Genomic DNA, 18,091 nt, shown 5'->3' with positions numbered 1-18,091 from the left:
ATTTCAGAACGCGAAAAGCAGTCGGAAATTATACCGTTAGCTCACCTTCCACGCCGTCGTCCATCGTTTTACCCGTCACCAGTGAAGCGGCAATCTTGATGAGGGCCACCGCGCGGTTGTTTTTGGTATCCCAATACCGGCAATTCTCGGGCTTCACGCTGATCACGGTCAGATCCGGGTCATCTTTGCCACCCTGAAACCAGGCTTTGGCAAACGGAGTCCAATACGCTTCAATTTTTGCCCGATCCCGCGAGATGGTCGCGGAGCCATACAAACTTAGGAATTCCGAAGAGCCTTCCTTGCAAAAGAAAAGCTGCACGGCGGGATCGGCCTCCACCTCTTTGTTTTTATTCGACGATGCCGCGCTTAAAAAATAGAGCACTCCAGCGTCGTCTACGCCCTGCAACGCCATAGGTCGGCTGGGGGCCGGGCGGCTGGTCGTAAACGTAGTGAACATGCACGTGCCATCGGCAAGCTCTTTTAATTTTTCGAGGGCTTCGGCCCCGCTCAGATTTTGAATATGTCCGTCTTCGTCGTGTCTGGGATCTTGCATGATTACGTTGAGAAAAGGATGAGTGCTAACAACCGCTTGTATACGCATTATGTTTCTGCGGGCGATTGAGACCAATGTGCGGGCCGATAAACCATCTCATTTTTGTGGTTGATACCGACCGCTCAAGCTAACGGTTTAAGAGAATAGCTGAACCGAACAATTCCTTTTTGCACGTAAACAGCAAAACAATAAAGCCGACGCGGGTTTGCTGTCGGCTTTATTGTTTTGATTCAAAGCTACGTCAGATAGATAACTGGGTCAAAAATTAGCAAATCACCATCACTATCAACCAATACATTTTCATCGTGTAGATCCTCAACCAAAATCTGCAAATTCAAATGAATGTAGTTGTCCTGTTTGACCCGTTTAAACCCTCTTTTATTCATCTCGAATTCTACTTCCAGACGGGTTGCTCCACGGACTGCGGTTATTGCTTTTTGTGAAATTACGGGCTGAAGTTCAGTATTAACTTCCATTAAACCTTCAAACCGAACGGCTGTTTCCCGAAATAACCAATTGTGTAAAACGAGCCGATGAAAGTATTCCAACCAGCTAGTGTGATAAAGAAGATTATTTCGTTTATAAACGAGCCCTTTTTCTGCGTAAACTTGATGCTCTCCTCCTTCTATTTCTCCTCCATCTTTCCATTTACGAGTAAATTCTCCCTCGTCCAGTAAGTAACCATCTTTAATTGCCCAAATACGCAATGTTTCAGTCTCAATTGGACGAATTAGTTGGCTGACTGCCCAACGTTCGTCTTTGCTCGTTGGCTCTGCTTGCTCAATCGCTGGACTTGTTCGGTGAATTCTTCTGACGACATCAAGGGCTGCGTGGAGATTTTCTTGCTCAATCGAGCGCTCTGCTGCTTGTGGTAATCGTTCAGGTCGGTATTTTCTTTCATAATTCATTCGGTTGCCTGATAGCAAGTTCGTCAATCTCTTTGTCTTTTTCAATACTCATAATTACACCAATCACGGTGATTATCAATCCGAACCGGCCATTTATTCATTCTGCTTACAAAATTCCAACTATTTTTAAGACCTTACGCCGTTCTTTACCGCAACACTTCCCAAACCATGAAGACGTTTCTGCGTCCGTTGGCAGCCGTAGCTGCTCTCTTTCTCCTCACCACCTGTTCACACCTTAGCAATTCGGTCCGGCTGATCAACCAAAACTTCGGAGAGGAAGTCGCCCGGAACCAGAATCTGGTGTTTACGTTCAGCAAGGATCTGGTGCCAGAAGGGCGGCTAAACGAATGGGATTCAACGCAATATGTAGTTTTTGAACCGGCGGTAGCGGGTAATTTCCGGTGGACCGCACCCAACGAACTGGTTTTTTCCCCAGCGGTGGCCTTCAAACCGGCCACGGAATATAAAGCCGAACTCAACAACACTCTGGTACGCCAGCAGAAGGATGAACAGTTGTCGCTGGATAACGAAACCATTGCTTTTCATACGCCGTATCTTCAACTGAACGACACCGAATTCTGGTGGACGCGCGGAGAAACCGGTCGCCCGGTGGCCAAAGCAAAACTGAATTTTAACTATCCCGTGAGCGGAGCCGAACTCGCCGGATTGCTGAAAATCAACGCCGAAACCGATAAAGCGCTGACGACGCAGGTGTTGCAAACCTCACTCAATGAGACGATTCCGGTGGTGCTTTCCAACGCGCCCTCGGCCCGCAACGAAACTTCGCTGACCATTCAGATCGGCAAAGGCCTGAAAGTCCCGAACACGGCGTTCAGCACCAAAGAAGATTTTGAACAAAAAACCGTGCTGCCTTCCCAGTACACTCTTGATGTGTTGGATGTTAAAACCGGTTTTGAGAATAACGAAGGCGTCATTCGGATCATCACGACGCAGGAGTTGCAGGCCAGCCAGTTGAGCACCTATTACACGCTGGCGCCGGAAGCCGAAACCCGCGCCGAACCCACCGAAAACGGTTTTATCATCCGGGGTAATTTCAGCGAAACCGACACCTACGTCCTGACGCTCACCGACCAGATGAAGGGCGTGCTGGGTGCCAAACTGGACGAAGCGGTTTCAAAAGACGTGTTTTTCGGGAAAATGCCCGCCGGAATTTCCTTCGTCAACAAGCGGGCGGTGTATCTCTCGTCGAAAGGGACAAAAAACGTGGGCGTCAACATCGTCAATGTTCCGAAAGTGGACGTAACCATCGCGAAAATTTACGAGAATAATATTTTGCAGTACCTCCGTTCGGGACGCTACGAAGAATCCGGCGAAATCGACGGCGAATGGAAACCGCTGGGAACGCACTATTATTACAGCGACGAGCAGGAAAACTACAGCGATGTCATCGTCCACAAAACTGTCGAAACCGCCAATTTGCCCAAAGCCAAAGGCGTTTCCGCGCTGAACCTGTCACTTCCCGACCAAACCACCACCCTTCCGAATCCGCCCCGCGGGATTTACCTCGTCACGGTCAGTTCGAAAGACGATGCCTATGTGAGCGCGACCAAACTGATTTCGGTGTCGGATGTCGGTCTGATGACCAAACAGGGTGCTGACGAAGTCTGGGTGTTTACCAATTCCATCAAAACCGCCGAGCCGCTGGCAAACGTCGATATCTCGCTGATTAGCAGCAATAACCAGGTCATTGCGACGGTGCAGACCAATGGCAAGGGCGTGGCGCATTTCGAAAAAATAATCTCGAAAAATCCCGGTTCCAAACTCGCAATGGTGCTGGCCAAAACCGAAGACGATTTCAATTACCTGCTGTTGCAGGATGCGAAAGTGGAAACCTCGCGCTTTGAAGTAGAAGGCAAACGCGATAATCCGACCGGTTTTGACGCTTTTGTCTACGGCGACCGCAACATTTACCGCCCCGGCGAAACGATTCACTTCAACACGATCATCCGCAACCCGGTTTGGGAGAGCGTCGGCGAGATTCCGCTGAAGATTAAAGTCCTGTCGCCCAACGGGAAAGAGTACCGCGTATTGCGCCAGACCACCAACGAACAGGGCGCCGTGGCCACCGACGTGCCCATCGATCCGGCAGCCGTTACGGGAACGTACATTACGGAAATTTACAATGCGAACGACGTATTGCTGGCGTCGCGGAACATCAGCATCGAAGAATTCATTCCCGACCGCATCCGGGTGGAAGCCCGCACCGAGCGCGATGCCTACCGAACCGGCGAAACCGTGACGATGACCGCGACCGCAACGAATCTGTTCGGCCCTCCGGCCACCGGGCGCACTTACGAAATGGATTTGCAACTGAAACAGCGGGCGTTTACGGCCAAACAGTTTCTGGACTACACGTTTGCGATCCAAAGCAATACATCCTTCGAAAAGAATCTGCGGCAGGGTGTCACCGACGGCAATGGACAGGCCATCGAGCGGTTTCCGATTTCGACCAGCCACCGCGACATCGGGGTTCTGGAAGGCAAATTGTTCGTCACGATTTTCGACGAAAACAGCCGCCCCGTCAACCGCTTGAAGCAACTGGATGTGTTTACGCAGGAAACGTTTTACGGCATTCGGCTGGCGGATTCGTACGTCGGTACCAATGCTCCGCTGCCCGTTGAAGTCGTGGCTGTTGATCGCAACGGCAATCTGCAAAAGGGGGCAACGGCCCAGGCTGAAGTGGTCCGGTTTGAATACCAGACGGTTGTCGAAAAACAGTACGAACAGTTGCGGTATGTTTCGAAAAAACGCGAAAAGGTCGTTTACACCAATAACCTGACGTTCGCCGACGGCCGGGCCAAATTCAGTTACGTGCCGACGGTTTCGGGGGAATACGAAGTGCGCATCCGGCGAACGGGCAAATCCGGCGAGGTGGCAGCGGCTTACACGGCGGTTTCGTACTACGCCTACGGTTTTGGTACCACACAAAGCTCGTCGTTCGAAGTCAGCACGGAAGGGCAGGTCTTGATGGAGTTTGATAAAGAACAGTATAAAGTGGGCGACAAAGCGAAAGTGCTGTTCAAGACGCCATTTGAAGGCAAACTGCTGGTGACGCTGGAACGGAACAAAGTGCTGGAAACGCAGGTGCTGGAAACCGACCAGAAAGCCGCTGAACTGACATTCAATCTGTCCGCAGAACACTTGCCGACGGTTTATGTCACGGCGACACTGATTCGGCCCATCGATGGGTCAAACCTGCCGCTGATGGTCGCCCACGGTTTTGCGCCGGTTCAGGTCGAAGATCCGGACACGAAATTGCCGGTCGAAATTGCGGTGGCGACGCAATCCCGCTCGAAAACAAAGCAGCATATTTCGGTGAAAACCAGCCCAAATGCCGAGCTGACCGTGGCCGTGGTCGATGAGGGGATTCTGCAACTGAAGAACTTTCAGACGCCCGATATTCACGGTTATTTTTACCAGAAACGCGCGCTGGAAGTCAATAGCCACGATTTGTATTCGTTTCTGTTTCCCGAATTAGCCATCTCTGGAAGCTCGTCGTTTGGCGGTGATGGTTATAATCTCGGTAAACGCATCAATCCGCTGAGCAACGGGCGGGTGAAATTAGTGGCCTTGTGGAGTGGCGTTCTGAAAGCCAACGGCAGCGGAGAAGCCAGTTTCGATATTGCTATTCCGCAGTTTTCGGGCGATTTACGCGTGATGGCCGTTGCCTACAAGGACAAGTCGTTCGGTTCGGCGACGAAAAACATGAAAGTGGCCGATCCGCTCGTGATCAGCACCGGAGCCTCCCGGTTTTTGAGTCCGGACGATGAACTGAGCCTGCCCGTCACGATCAGCAACACGACCAAAAAACCGGCAAACGTTTCGGCTTCGCTGAAACTGACTGGCGCTTTATTGGCGAACGGCCCGGCCACGCAGCAACTGACTATCCAGCCGGGGCAGGAAGCCCGCGCGACGTTTAGCGTAAAAGCTAAAACCGCCATTGGAACGGGCAACATCACGGTTTTGGTGAAAGGCCTGAATGAAACGTTCAGCGAAAGCATCGACCTGACGGTTCGTCCGGTAACGTCTTTGCTGAAAACCGCCCAATCGGGCGTGTTGGCCGCCAATCAATCCCAAACCATCGACCTGACGAATCAATTCATTCCCGGCACGGTGCGGAGCCAGTTGACCGTCAGCCGGTCGCCGATGATTCAGTTGAGCAAAGAATTGTCGTACCTGCTCGGGTATCCGTACGGTTGCATGGAGCAGACAATTTCCAAGGCGTTTCCGCAGTTGTATTTTGCCGAAGTGCTCAAAACGATGGGAAAACCGGGGACGTATTTTGTCCGTTCCGGCGAAAGCGACCTGAATCCGACCTACACCGTTCAGGAAGCCATCCGGCGTGTGGAATCGATGCAACTGGCCGACGGCGGTTTCAGCATGTGGCCCGGTTTGCCGACCGAAGACGGCTGGGCGTCGGCCTACGCCGTTCACTTCCTGACCGAAGCCCGGCGCGCCGGTTTTGAAATCAGTCCTTCGGTGTACAGCAAAGCCCTCGACCGGCTGAACACCCGAACGAGCAGTCCCGCGCTGGAGGACGAAATTACGTTCAGCGAAACCGGTAACACGGTTCGGAAGATTGTGAGTCGGCAGAATCTGTACGGGTTATACGCGCTGGCGTTGGGCGGCCAGCCGAATCGCCCGGCGATGAATTACTACAAAACCGCAGCCCTGCGTCCGAACGAAACCATGCTGACGCCGGATAGCCGGTATCTACTGGCGGCCACATTCTACCTCACCGGCGACACGCGCAGTTACGAGGCTCTGTTACCCAAAAAATTCACCAATACGCTTAACCGGCGGCAGTCGGGCGGTAGTTATGCGTCGCCGATTCGCAACCTGGCACTGGTTCTGAACACCTTGCTGGAAACCGATCCGGATAATCTGCAGATTCCGACGCTGGCCCGGCAATTGTCGCAGGCACTGAATACCAGTTCATACCTGAACACGCAGGAATCGGTTTTTGCGGTGCTAGCGCTGGGAAAAATGGCCAAAAAAGCCGCGACTTCAACGGCGACGGCCACGCTTTCGGCGGATGGAAAAACCGTTGGTGAGTTCACCGGAAAAACGCTGAACCTGACGAACGGGATTGCCAACCGCAAACTGAAGCTGGCGGCTCAGGGCAGCGGCAGTCTGTACTGGTTTTCCCAAACGGAAGGGCTGAGCGCAACGGGCAATTACACCGAAGAAGATGCCGGTTTGCGGGTTCGGCGGGAGTTTCTGAACCGAGACGGCGCGCCAATGTCGTCGTTCAGGCAGAACGATCTGGTGGTCGTCCGGATTTCACTGGCCAGCGACAATGGCACGCTTGTTAACAATGTGGTGGTGACCGACATGCTGCCCGCCGGTTTTGAGATCGAAAACCCGCGCCTGAACGAGCCCCGCGAAATGCCCTGGATCAAAGACGCTTCGACGCCTGAACATTTCGATGTTCGCGACGACCGGATCAACTTTTTCACATCGGTTGGCAGTACCCAAAAAACATTTTATTACCTCGTTCGTGTGGTCTCGAAAGGGCGGTTTGCGCTCGGTCCGGTATCCGCCGACGCCATGTATGACGGCAGTTTGCGGAGTTATTCGGGTGGAGGAAACATAACCACATACTAACAAAAAAAAATCGAAAAGTGACTTTTTGAGTTAAGTTGCGTCTATTAAGTATATCTCACCAATTTGCCGGGCGGCAAGAAGCGCCCGCGAGTCGGTTAAATAACCCGTTTTGTGCTGATTAGGAGCAGGTTGATCTGAATAATCTGTTTGAACGGGTTGGAGCAAATGCTTTTGTAGTCTAACTTTGTGCCACCGAAATTTTAAGTAATCACATGCAATACAATAGCTATTATCTCTTATCCAGCATGATGGGCGATGAACTTTATCGGAAGCATTCTTCAAAAAAAGATCAGCCTATTGAAGAGAGTCTGGAAAAGCGTTTTAATCTTCTTTCAGAGATTCCGCTGGACCAATTTATCCGCAGTGGCATGCCTTGGTTGCGCATTCTTGAAATGCTCGAAAAGCGCTACTAAATTTTATTCGGCTTAGCAGTACAATACTATATCCCATCCAATAAACCCATTCCCGATGATTTTTAGCCAAGATCGGGGATGGGTTTATTTCATTTATCCGGACTTTCCCTCGCAAACGGTAAAAGTTGTAAATTGCCTACGATGAGGAAATTATTATTGCTGATTGGCCTAATTGTCTGGATTACCGCGTTTAAATCCACCGTTGAAGAACAGGCGTGGATTCGAATCAACTTCCTGGGCTATCGGCCCACCGGCCCGAAAGTTGCCATTTGGGTGAGCAAAACGGACGAAGCGGTCGCGCCAGACTTTCAGGTAGTCGAAGCCGTGACGGGAAAAGTGGTGTACGAAAATACCGTTGGAAAAGACTTTGGTGCTTACGGTCCGTTCGCGCAAACGTACCGGCTTGATTTTTCGGCGGTGCGCAAATCGGGTAAATATTACCTGAAAACCGGGTCTGTTCAATCACCGGATTTTCGGATTGCGGACGACGTATATAACGGAACGGCTGATTTTTGCCTGCGCTATATGCGCCAGCAACGCAGCGGCTACAATCCTTTCCTGAAAGATTCCTGCCATACGCACGATGGTTATACGATGTATGGCCCCATGCCCGACAGTACGCACATCGACGTTTCGGGCGGCTGGCACGATGCTTCCGATTACCTGCAATACGTTCCGACATCGGCCAATGCAACCTATCACTTATTAGCCGCTTACCGCGATTTCCCCAAAGTTTTTGGGGATTTGCATCAGGCCAACGGGCTGGAAGGGCCGAATAATCAGGCCGATGTACTGGACGAAGCGCGCTGGGGGCTCGACTGGCTGCTGAAAATGCATCCCAAAGACGACTGGATGTTCAATCAACTGGCCGACGACCGGGATCATAATGGCCTGCGGATTCCCAAACAGGATGATTTCTACGGGAAAGGATTCGAGCGACCGGTTTATTTTGCGACCGGAAAACCGCAGGGACTTTTTAAACACAAAAACCGGGCAACGGGCGTCGCTTCAACGGCTGGAAAGTTCAGCAGTGCCTTTGCATTAGGGTTTCAGATACTTCGGAAACGGGAGCTGGATTATGCCGATAAACTTTGGCAACGGGCGCAAACCGCCTACACACTGGGCTTACAAAAACCGGGTGTTTGTCAGACAGCTCCGGGCCGATCTCCCTATTTTTATGAGGAAGATAATTACGTCGATGATATGGAGCTGGCGGCTGTCGAGATGTACAATGCCGCCCGCGTTCAGGGCTATAAAGCCGCCGATTACCTCAATAGCGCCTATGCCTACGGTTTGATTGAGCCGGAAACGCCCTGGCTCGGCGCCGACACGGCGCGGCATTACCAGTGGTATCCGTTCATCAATATCGGACATTATGAAGTCGCTAAACGGGTGTTCGATTCGCGTCGGCAGCACATCGTCGGTTTCTACCAGAGTGGTATTGAAAAGGTCTGGCAAAAGGCGCAGGCCAACGCCTTTTACCGGGGCGTTCCGTTTATCTGGTGCAGCAACAACCTGACCACTTCGTTCGCCATCCAGTGTTACTGGTACCGCAAACTGACCGGCGACAACCGCTACCTCCAGCTTGAACAGGCCTGTTTCGACTGGCTGTTTGGCTGCAATCCGTGGGGAACGAGCTTCGTGTACGGTTTGCCCGCCGGATCCGACACGCCCGCCGATCCGCACTCGGCTTTTACCCACCTCGGCAAATTTCCGATCGACGGCGGTTTGGTCGACGGACCGGTGTATGGCAAAATTTATAAAAATCTGATCGGTATCGAACTCAAGGAACCGGACGAATACGCCGAGTTTCAGAGCGATCTGGTGGTTTATCACGACGACTACGGCGACTACAGCACCAACGAGCCGACGATGGATGGCACGGCTTCGCTGATCTATTTACTGGCCGCTAAACAAGGCGAAACGACAACGGCGGCAGCAGAAGCCGACGCCCCGGCAAAGACGAAAGCGGTCAAAAGCAAAAAGGTCGTCAAGAGCAAAAAGAAAGGTTCATCCCGGAAAACCGTTCGGAAAAAATCGTCGGGTCGGAAAAAAACAACCGCCAAACGTTCTTCAGGGAAGAAGAAAAAACGGCGGTAAGCGAACGGCTTCAATTGTGTTTTTAGTGAATCCTACACATTCGGCAAACTATGCCCGATTATTCTGACAGCAGCGATCAGCCTGACGAAAACCATGTTTATTACCTGGAGTCGATCAGCATTCCAACGCTGACCGATTGGGTGCTGGCCAGGCACAGCGCCGAGTCTTTTTTCCCTCCACTGACCTTTGCGGATGTTCAGCCGCTGACGATTGCGGTTAATCAGGGGTCTTTCACGACCTCATCGCGGCTTTCTTATTTTCCCACGGTTATCGTTACACAAACCGATTATTCCCTGGCGGTTTCCTGCGCGTGCAGTGCCCCAAAAGATAAATTATGTGAACATCAGGTTTACATCCTGTCGAGTATTTGCCGGCGCAACGACCTGCGCATTTTTTTCGATGAAGCGCTGCGGTTTGAAGCCATCAGAAAGGTTGCCAAAGACTACGGTCTGGAAAACGAATCCCGGCTGGATGCGCTTTTTGAGGTCACGTACGAGACGAAATCCGTTGTGATCAAGCCCGTTCGGAAAGAGCTTATTCCCGTTACGCAGGCTGCCAAATTGCATCTGGTGGCTCAATTGCTACCTTCCTCTGAGCTGCCGACTCCGATAGCTGGTGGCCCGGCGCCGAAACTAGCCCGAATTGTCGTTTTTACGAAACACCGTTATCAGGAACACTTTAGCCTCGGGCTTTTTGAGGCATCGACGACGCGGGATGGAAAAATCAAAAATCCATTAACCGTCCTTCAGCCCTTTGATTTGCTCAGCAAAGTGGAAAATCTGAATGAACTGAAATTTTATTCCGTCGTCGCCAAATTTCAAAACCAGTACCGGGCTAAAAAAGCAGAAACCGATCTGGAAAGTCTGCGGTTGTTGGTGGCCAATCCCGCCAAACTGGCGGTTTTTTATCATTCCAGCGGTATTTCTGAAAATATTACCTCGCATTCGCTGGTGCCGGTTCAATTAAAAAACCTGGACGCTCAGGTTCGTCTGACGGTTCGACAGATCGAAAATCTGTACGAGATTCGGGGATCAATGACCCGCGAGGGCGCGTCCTACGAGCTTCACCAGCTGACCCTGCTGTACGATTATTTCATTCTGCTTTACGACACGCTTTACCTAATTGACAACCCTGATTACCTGCGCGTTATTCAGTTTTTTCACAAGACTAACAGCGTCATTTTTATTCATCAGTCAAAATACGAGGAATTCCGGCAGGCGGTTTTATCCAAACTCGAGAATCAGATTCTGATTTCGTATGCGTATCTGCAACCGGCAACGGCGGCTCAACTGGAAGAAAGCGGTTTTAATCAGGTGCGCGCCCGACTCATTTATCTGGATGATTCGGAAGATTATATCCGGCTTACGCCGGTTATGAAATACGGGCCGGTGGAAGTGCCGGTGCTCTCCAAGCGCCAGATTCATTCCGTCGACAGCCGGGGAAAACCGTTTACGGTGGCCCGCGACGATGAAGCCGAACTACAATTTACGATGGATCTGGTCAACCAGCACCCGGATTTTCAGGAGCAACTCAACCAGAATTATTTCTATTTGCACAAAAAACAGTTTCTGGACGAGGGATGGTTTCTGGACGCTTTCGATGCCTGGCAACATCAGAGCATCCGCATTCTGGGCTTTAGCAAACTGAAAAACAATCGCTTGAATTCAAACAAAGCGAAGGTTTCCGTGCTGGTGAACAGCGGCCTGAACTGGTTCGAAACCTCGCTCGGGGTTTCGTTCGGCAAACAACAAGTCTCGCTGAAACACCTGCGCAAAGCGGTCAAAAACCAGAGCCGGTTTGTAACACTCGACGACGGAACGCTGGGCGTACTCCCCACCGAATGGCTCGAGCGGTTTTCCTATTTTTTTGAAGCTGGCGATTTGGTCGATGAGAAAATCCGCACCCCGAAAGGTAGTTTCTCGCGGATTCGGGAGTTGTACGATGACGAGGCTTTGAGTCAGGAGACGAAGGAGCAGCTGGCGTTCTTCACCAAAAAACTAGCTGATTTTCAGTCCATAAAAACCGTTAAAGTCCCGGTGAGTCTTCAGGCATCGTTGCGGGCTTACCAGAAAGAAGGATTGAACTGGTTGAATTTTCTGGACGAACTGGGCCTGGGCGGCTGTCTGGCGGACGATATGGGACTCGGAAAAACGCTCCAGATTCTCGCTTTCATTCTGCTACAGCGCCAGAAAAAACGGCCGAATGCCAATCTGATTGTGGTGCCTACGTCGCTGCTGTTTAACTGGCAGGCCGAAATCGCGAAGTTTGCGCCATCGCTCACCGTCTACGTATTTTACGGTACGAACCGGAAGCTCAAAAAATCGAATTTTGATCTGTACGACATTATTCTGACTTCTTACGGAACGGTGGTATCCGAAATCCGGTCGTTGAAAGAGTACGACTTCAACTACATTTTCCTGGACGAATCGCAGGCTATCAAGAACCCGGAATCGCAACGGTATCAAGCGGTTATGCAACTGCATTCCCGCAACCGAATCGTGTTGACGGGCACACCGATTGAAAATCATACGTTCGATCTGTTCGGACAGTTTTCGTTTGCCTGCCCCGGTTTGCTGGGAAATTACAATTACTTCAAAGCGCACTTTTCGACGCCGATCGACAAATTTGACGACCGGAAACGCGCCCGCGAGCTGCAACAGAAAATCAGTCCGTTCCTTTTGCGCCGGACCAAGGCGCAGGTCGCGACCGAGTTGCCGGACAAAACGGAGATGATTCTTCACTGCGAAATGGGCGCCGAACAGCGAAAGGTGTACGAAGCGTACGAACGGGAGTTTCGCCAGTTTCTGTTGACGACGAAGGAAGGAGACATTCCCCGGGAGCGCTTACACGTGTTGCAGGGGCTCACCAAATTAAGGCAAATCTGCAACTCGCCGGTGCTGATCAACGACGAAGAGTTTTACGGCGACGCGTCCGCGAAGATCGACGTTCTGATGGAGCAACTGGAAACAAAGTCCCCGCAGCACAAAATTCTGGTGTTTTCGCAGTTCGTCGCGATGCTTGATCTGATCAAAAAAGCGCTGGAAGATCGGCAGATTCGCTACGAATACCTCACCGGCCAAACCCGGGACCGAGCCGCCAGTGTCAATCGGTTCCAGGCCGACGAAACCGTGCGGGTCTTTTTAATCAGTCTGAAAGCCGGTGGAACCGGACTGAATCTAACACGGGCTGACTACGTTTACCTGGTCGATCCGTGGTGGAACCCGGCCGTCGAAAACCAGGCCATCGACCGGAGTTACCGCATTGGACAAACGAAAAATGTCATTGCGGTCCGGCTGATCTGCCCCGATACGATTGAGGAAAAGATTTTGGAACTTCAGGAATCGAAAAAGGATTTGGCGGATAACTTGATCAAAACCGATACGTCGATTCTGAAATCACTGACGCGGACCGATTTGCTGCGGCTGCTGGATTAAAATACAATTTCAATCCCAAATTCATTAATTTGCACCATCGAGGGAGCCTGCTGATTGCGCAATTCGGTGACCAGACGATGGATAATTTCGGACCGGCGCGGGGTGGCGGTTTTAGCGCCGGAGCTACGGCAATAGGCGGACCATTGCTCGTCACCCGGAATGAAAACGTAGATCGAGGTCAGCATGCGTTCGTAAGCAAACCGAAGCGTCACCATCGACTCGCGGTAGCTGATCCAACCGGATAAACCGGTATGTTCCATTTCAACGGTGTAATTGGTCAATGGAGTGGCCATAGGGGTCCGGGTAGCCCAAGAGTTCATCAGATTCATAATACAATGCTGTTTGAAAGTAATGGTGTCCCGCTATGCTGATCGTTTGGTTACGGATTCTTTGCTGGTGTATCGTTCCGGAGATCGATAATTGTGTGAAAGATGCACTTCCCCCGATCGGCGTTGCACGTAAAATAAAAAATCATCAAAAATATATTCCGGACGGAAAAACGAGGGTCCGCGGAGCTATCATCCGGGGCGATACGACGATCCGGAAACTGGCCATTGTTTTTACCGGCGATGAATATGCGGACGGCGGAGAAGTGATCCGGGAGACGCTGGCAAAAAACCGGGTTCCGGCTTCGTTTTTTCTGACGGGCCGGTTTTATCGCAATCCGGCTTTTCAAGCGCTCATTCGCAACCTAAAAAAAGACGGCCATTACCTCGGCGCTCATTCCAATGAGCATTTACTTTATTGCGACTGGAGCAAGCGCGATAGTTTGCTGGTGGATCATAACCGGTTTCGCACCGATCTGGATCAGAATTACGCGGAAATGCGGCACTACGGAATTTCGAAAAAAGACGCCCGGTTTTTCCTGCCGCCCTACGAATGGTACAACGACACGATTGCCGACTGGACCCGGAAAGCGGGCTTACAGTTGATTTCGTATTCGCCCGGAACCCTCAGCCACGCCGATTATACAACCCCCGATCTGAAGAATTACCGCAGCAGCCCGGTTATTCTGAAATCCATTTACGATTATGAACAACAGCGCCCTGCTGGCCTGAGCGGTTTTGTTCTGCTGCTGCACATTGGCACCCATCCCGACCGAACGGATAAACTGTATGCCCACCTCGACGAACTGCTCAAGTATTTACGGCAGAAAAGCTACCGGCTGGTTCGAGTCAGCGAATTATTCTGATTTATAACATACAACTGGTATCGTTTTTTCCGTTTTGCGGTTAGTCTGTGCAACATTCCGTTGTAAAACACCCTCTTTGCCGTATTCCCGATTCATTTCCGCTTGGCTTCTTACCCGGAGTTTTACCTATAAAATTATTTTTTTAACTATATTTGTAGTTGTAACTATTAAAATTTGTTAACTTTCAGCAATGAATGTTAATTCTTTCCAATTTGCCGACTCATAGCTCTTAACAGTTTCCTATCCCCATGAAAAAAATTCTCCTGCTGCTGTTGCTAACGGTTTGTTGTTGCAGTGTGGTTTTTGCTCAACAGTCGGCCCGTATTTCCATCCGGGGTTCCATTACTGATACATCCAAAGCCGCAATGCCCGGTGCCACGGTCATGCTGCTGACGCCAAAAGATTCAGCACTGGTTAATTTCGGACGAACGAACGACAAAGGCGCTTTTGAATTCCGAAACGTAAAACGCGCTACCTATATTCTGAAAGTCTCGTACGTCGGTTTTTTGCCGTTACAGGTGGAAGTCAATCCTGAAGCTGGCGATGTAACCGATCTGGGCGCTTTATCCATCAAACCTATTCAGAAAGAGCTACTTGAGGTAGTCATCAAAACCGCTAAAGCGCCCCTTACCATTCGGGGTGATACGGTGGAGTATAACGCCAGTTCTTTTAAAGTACCGCCCGGATCGACGGTGGAAGAGTTACTGCGGAAGCTGCCGGGGATGCAGGTCGATCAGGACGGGAACATCAAAGCCCAGGGCGAAGATGTCAAGAAAGTGACCGTCGATGGAAAAACCTTTTTTGGTTCGGATCCGAAATTAGCTACTAAAAACCTGCCCGCCGACGCCATTTCGAAGGTTCAGGTGTTCAACGATAAAACCGAAGCCGCCAAAACGACCGGCATCGACGACGGAAAGCGGGAAAAAGCCGTTAATCTCGAACTGAAGGAAAGTCATCGCAAGGGCGGTTTTGGAAAAATTACGGCGGGCGTTGGTACTAAGGACCGGTTTCAGCTCCGGGGGAATTACAACCGCTTCAACACCAAGGAACAAATGTCGGTGATTGGCCTCGGCAATAACATCAACCAGACCGGTTTGTCCTTCGATGATTACCAGGATTTTCGAGGCAGCCAGTCCTTCAACTGGGAAGACCAGGGCGATTTTGGGTTCTACAGCGGAGGGGTTTACTTCTTTGGGGGTGATGATGGTATGGGCGTTCCGATTACGGGCGGAGGCAGCAACAACCGGGGCTTTTCCCGGAACTACGCCGGTGGGGCCAACTATAATTACGATACCAAAAAGACCAAACTCAGTTCCAACTATTTCTACAACCAGAGCGGTTTGACGCTTAATTCGGACCTGGAAAAAGAAACCTTCCTGCCCAACAGCTCTTTTCTGAATACGGATCACAAAAGCCAGGGGAGTCTGACCCGCAACCACCGCGGCAGCGCCCGTTTCGAGCAAAAAATTGACTCGCTGAATACGCTGGTTCTGATTGGTAACCTGCGCGCCAACAACGGCAACACCACGCTGTTCAGCGATCAGAATTTCTTTCAGGGAGCCAATCACGAAAAGCGAACCAGCCAGACGCTGTTCGATAACCGCAACCAGTTCAACGGATTTCAACTGGCGACGACGGCTATTTTCCGGCATTCGTTCCGGAAGAAAGGGCGCAATTTTGCGGCCAGTGTTGCTTATAACGTGAATGATACCGACGGTTCGGCCCAGCAACGCTCGACCAACACCTATTTCAACGACACCACCGCTACCGGCGCCCCAACCATTTTCCGCATCAACCAGGACAACGTTACCAACAGTTTACGGACGGAGATCAAATCCAGTCTCGACTACATCGAGCCGCTGTCGAAAACCACGTTTTGGGAGACGTTTTACAACTTTAGCCTGCGGAATGACAAGGTCGATCGCGATGTTTTCGACGTTGGTGATCAGGGCTCGGTGCGGAACAATACACTGAGCCGGTATTACACCAACGATTTTACCTACAACCGGGTGGGTTCGTTGATTCGCTATTCCGACAAAGGATTCAATGTGTCGGGCGGTTTGGCGGCCCTGTGGTTCCACCAGGCCGGGAAGTTTGCGTCGGATCAGGCTTCGTCAAACTTTACTAAAGTCGACCGCAGTTATTTCTCCCTCGTTCCCAACGTCAGCCTGAACTTTAACCGGAAAAACAAGCGCTTCAATGCCGGTTACAACGTAAACGTCAGCCAACCCCAAACCAGTGATTTGCAACCGGTTGTCGATAACAGCAATCCGCGCTTCATTCGGGAAGGAAACCCTGATCTGTTGCCTTCGCTCACGCACCGGGTCAGTGGCGGTTTTGGTATCTTCGATCCCGGCAGTTTCGTCAACGTCTTTATCAACCTGAACTACGGGTATAACATCAACCAAATCGTTTATAATCAAACGATTGACACCTTGTTGGTGACAACCACCAAGCCGGTAAATATCAGCGGAGGAACCACCAAGGGTGGAAGCGTTTATTTCAGTTTCCCGTTGAAAAAGACGAAGGCGGTTTTGAATACGAGTTTTTATACCAACTTGAACAAGTTTCCAACGTACATTAATAATGCGCTGAACCAAACGAACAGCAACAACTACAACATGTACGCCAGTCTGGATTTGACCCCCAGTGATAAGTTTACGTTCTACCCAACGTTTAACTTTAGCATCACGGATACGAAGTATTCCGTCAATACGGCGCAAAACCTGAAGATTTATAATTACAACTACGGCGGTAACATGAACGTCATGCTGCCAAAGGGTATGTTCTTCAATGCGCGCATGAGTTACATGATCTACAAAAACCCCAAGTTTGACTTCCGCCAGGAGTTGCCAATTCTGAATCTATCGGTTTACAAACTCTTCCTGAAAGACAACAAAGCGGAGGTTCGGCTCTCGGCTTATGACGTATTCAACAAAAACCGGGGCATTTCGCAACAGGCCTACCAAAACTACGTTCAAACGGAGCGGATTCAGACGCTGGCGCGGTATTTCATGCTCTCGTTTTCGTATAACATCCGCGGGCTGAAGTCGCAAATGCGGCAGAATAACTATATTTATTGATTCCTAACAATGATGATGAAAAAGCTCTTAATCCTTCTTTTCGCGACGATCGGCGTTCAGGCAGTGGCCCAGAAAATGGAAGGCATGGTTACGTATGACCGCACGCAGGATTATGTTAAAATTATGTCCCGGATGACGTTTCTGAGCCTGGATCAGAAAGAACGGATGAAGGCCACGAACAAGAACTACAGCAGCAAGCCGACGCAAATGGTGTTGTATTTCAACGAAGACCAGAGCCTTTATACCAACGCAGACGAATATTGGCGGAGTGAAAACGGGCAGTGGTCGTACCGGAACAGCGATTACATTATCCGCCGGGATTTCAAGCAGGAAACTAAATCGGATGTCATTGAAATGTTGGGGAGAACGTATCTCATCGATGATTCCCTAAAAGTACCGAAGTGGAAGATTCTGAATCAGTTGAAAGACATCGCCGGGCATATCTGCATGAAGGCCGAGACGGAAGATCCGATCAAGCAACAGAAAGTAGTAGCCTGGTTTGCTCAGGACATCCCGGTTCCGGCGGGTCCGGAGCAGTATTCCGGTTTGCCGGGACTGATTCTGGAATTGGATCTGAACGACGGCGACGTGGTCGTTACCGCTAGCAAAATTGAAATGAAGGATGTCTCGAAAGAATTAACCGCCAACAAGAAAATCAAAGGCCGAAAAATCAAAACCGCCGATTACGATAAAATCATCAAAGACCATATCCAGACCAGCATGAAAGCCCAGGAAAACCCGTACTGGTCGATACGGTATTAGGGATTCAATGAATAATGA

Annotated in this window: 10 protein-coding genes; 7 read left to right on the top strand and 3 right to left on the bottom strand. The window is 50.7% G+C overall.

Annotated elements, in window-relative coordinates; genetic code table 11:
- Window positions 1-28 precede the first annotated feature (28 nt).
- Both GJJ30_RS07775 and GJJ30_RS07770 read right to left on the bottom strand, forming a co-directional pair.
- Complete coding sequence (locus GJJ30_RS07775; protein ID WP_154174590.1) at window positions 29-553, bottom strand: pyridoxamine 5'-phosphate oxidase family protein; 525 nt, start codon at window positions 551-553, stop codon at window positions 29-31.
- A gap of 236 nt (window positions 554-789) precedes the next feature.
- Window positions 790-1,461, bottom strand: coding sequence for a putative polyvalent protein kinase domain-containing protein (locus GJJ30_RS07770; RefSeq protein ID WP_154174589.1), 672 nt, complete (start codon window positions 1,459-1,461; stop codon window positions 790-792).
- A gap of 168 nt (window positions 1,462-1,629) precedes the next feature.
- Here GJJ30_RS07770 and GJJ30_RS07765 point away from each other — a divergent pair, with 168 nt between their 5' ends.
- From GJJ30_RS07765 to GJJ30_RS07750, 4 genes are all read left to right on the top strand, one after another.
- Window positions 1,630-7,089: an alpha-2-macroglobulin family protein gene (locus tag GJJ30_RS07765; RefSeq protein ID WP_154174588.1), complete on the top strand. Its 5,460-nt coding sequence runs from the start codon at window positions 1,630-1,632 to the stop codon at window positions 7,087-7,089.
- A 212-nt stretch (window positions 7,090-7,301) separates the two neighbouring features.
- Window positions 7,302-7,502 carry a hypothetical protein gene (locus GJJ30_RS07760; protein WP_154174587.1) on the top strand — a complete coding sequence of 67 codons (201 nt, stop codon included), beginning with the start codon at window positions 7,302-7,304 and terminating at the stop codon, window positions 7,500-7,502.
- A gap of 141 nt (window positions 7,503-7,643) precedes the next feature.
- Entirely contained in the window at window positions 7,644-9,602 is a 1,959-nt protein-coding gene (locus GJJ30_RS07755; RefSeq protein WP_154174586.1) for a glycoside hydrolase family 9 protein, read from the top strand.
- Window positions 9,603-9,652: 50 nt separating this feature from the next.
- Window positions 9,653-13,036, top strand: a complete 3,384-nt coding sequence (locus GJJ30_RS07750) for a DEAD/DEAH box helicase (protein WP_154174585.1) — start codon at window positions 9,653-9,655, stop codon at window positions 13,034-13,036.
- Here GJJ30_RS07750 and GJJ30_RS07745 read toward each other — a convergent pair.
- On the bottom strand, window positions 13,033-13,329 hold the full coding sequence (locus GJJ30_RS07745) for a hypothetical protein (RefSeq protein WP_154174584.1): 297 nt from the start codon (window positions 13,327-13,329) through the stop codon (window positions 13,033-13,035). The genes GJJ30_RS07750 and GJJ30_RS07745 overlap by 4 nt on opposite strands.
- Window positions 13,330-13,400: 71 nt before the next feature.
- Between GJJ30_RS07745 and GJJ30_RS07740 the strand changes: the two genes are divergently transcribed.
- The 3 genes from GJJ30_RS07740 (at window position 13,401) to GJJ30_RS07730 (ending at window position 18,073) form a co-directional block, all read left to right on the top strand.
- A complete protein-coding gene (locus GJJ30_RS07740) occupies window positions 13,401-14,228 on the top strand; it encodes a polysaccharide deacetylase family protein (protein ID WP_154174583.1) in 828 nt (275 codons plus the stop codon).
- Window positions 14,229-14,476: 248 nt separating this feature from the next.
- Complete coding sequence (locus GJJ30_RS07735; protein ID WP_154174582.1) at window positions 14,477-17,311, top strand: outer membrane beta-barrel family protein; 2,835 nt, start codon at window positions 14,477-14,479, stop codon at window positions 17,309-17,311.
- 15 nt (window positions 17,312-17,326) lie between these two features.
- On the top strand, window positions 17,327-18,073 hold the full coding sequence (locus tag GJJ30_RS07730) for a GLPGLI family protein (RefSeq protein WP_154174581.1): 747 nt from the start codon (window positions 17,327-17,329) through the stop codon (window positions 18,071-18,073).
- The last annotated feature ends 18 nt before the right edge of the window (window positions 18,074-18,091 follow it).

The sequence above is a fragment of the Larkinella terrae genome (assembly GCF_009668025.1).
Lineage (GTDB): Bacteria > Bacteroidota > Bacteroidia > Cytophagales > Spirosomataceae > Larkinella > Larkinella terrae.
This window is presented reverse-complemented; position numbering and strand designations above follow the sequence as displayed.